Here is a 1,414-nt window from a genome sequence, read left to right on the forward strand (position 1 = left end):
TTATCGGGCAGTTTGCGATCGTTGATATAGCGCGCTGACAGCTCCACCGCCGTGCGGATGGCCTCATTCGTGTAGCGCACCTTATGGTGCTGCTCGTAATAGGGCTTTAGGCCCTTGAGGATCTTGATCGAATCTTCCACCGACGGCTCGGCCACATCGATCTTCTGGAAGCGCCGCACTAGGGCACGGTCCTTCTCGAAGTAGCTGCGGTATTCCTTATAGGTGGTCGAGCCGATGCAGCGCAGGTTGCCCGATGCCAATGCCGGTTTCAGCAGGTTGGAGGCATCCATCGCCCCGCCGGAGGTTGCACCCGCGCCGATGATCGTGTGGATTTCATCGATGAACAGCACGGCGTTCGGATGGGCTTCAAGCTCGCCCAGAACCTGCTTCAAACGCTCTTCGAAATCGCCGCGATAGCGCGTGCCCGCCAGCAGTGCGCCCATATCCAGGCTAAAAATCGTCGCGCCCAGCAACACTTCCGGCACATCGCCATCGACGATGCGTTTCGCCAGCCCTTCGGCAATCGCGGTTTTGCCGACGCCGGGATCGCCGACATAAAGCGGGTTGTTCTTAGTCCGGCGGCAGAGGATCTGAACGGTGCGGTCGACTTCGGCCTCGCGGCCAATCAGCGGATCGATCTTACCATTGGCGGCCTTTTTGTTCAGATCAACGCAATAGGCTTCCAGCGCTTCTTGGCCCTTCTTAGCCTCTTTGCCCTCTTTCGGCGCAGACGGTGCGGCGGTTTCTTCCTCAGCCCCCGCCGTCCGGCGGCTTTCCGAGCGGCCCGGCACTTTGGCGATACCGTGGGAGATGAAGTTCACCGCATCGAACCGGCTCATATCCTGTTCTTGCAGGAAATAAACCGCGTGGCTTTCCCGTTCCGAGAACAGCGCCACCAGTACATTCGCGCCAGTGACTTCCGCGCGCCCGGAGGATTGGACGTGGATCACCGCCCGCTGCACGACGCGCTGAAAACCGGATGTGGGTTTGGCGTCTTCGGTGCGGCTGCTGACGATATTCGACAGCTCGTTATCGAGATAATTGGTAAGGTCGCGGCGCAATTTGTCGAGATCGACGCCGCAGGCGCGAAAGACGCCTAAAGCATCTTGATCGTCGGTGAGGGACATCAGGAGATGCTCCAGCGTCGCAAACTCGTGCCGACGCTTATTGGCAAGCTCCAGGGCCGTATGCAGGCTCTTTTCCAGGTTCCGCGAGAGCATCAAAGGCTACTCCTTCTCCAAGGTGCACTGCAAAGGGTGCTGGTGTCGGCGGGCAAAGTCCATCACTTCCGTGACTTTCGTTTCCGCCACCTCATAGGTGAAGACACCGCAGACCCCCACGCCACGCTGATGGACATGCAGCATAATCCGCGTGGCTTCTTCCTTATTCTTCTGGAAAAACCTTTCGAGAAATG

Annotated in this window: 2 protein-coding genes; both read right to left on the reverse strand. The window is 58.6% G+C overall.

Translation table 11 applies throughout. The features are described from left to right. The coding region (locus VZ95_RS14540; RefSeq protein ID WP_045776497.1) for an AAA family ATPase at positions 1-1,220 on the reverse strand (1,220 nt) is incomplete at its 3' end. A 6-nt stretch (positions 1,221-1,226) separates the two neighbouring features. After that, positions 1,227-1,414, reverse strand: a 188-nt coding sequence (locus tag VZ95_RS14545) for an ATP-dependent Clp protease adaptor ClpS (protein ID WP_045776498.1), incomplete at its 5' end; no start/stop codon positions are given.

The sequence above is a fragment of the Elstera litoralis genome (assembly GCF_000963705.1).
In the GTDB taxonomy this organism is placed as follows: domain Bacteria; phylum Pseudomonadota; class Alphaproteobacteria; order Elsterales; family Elsteraceae; genus Elstera; species Elstera litoralis.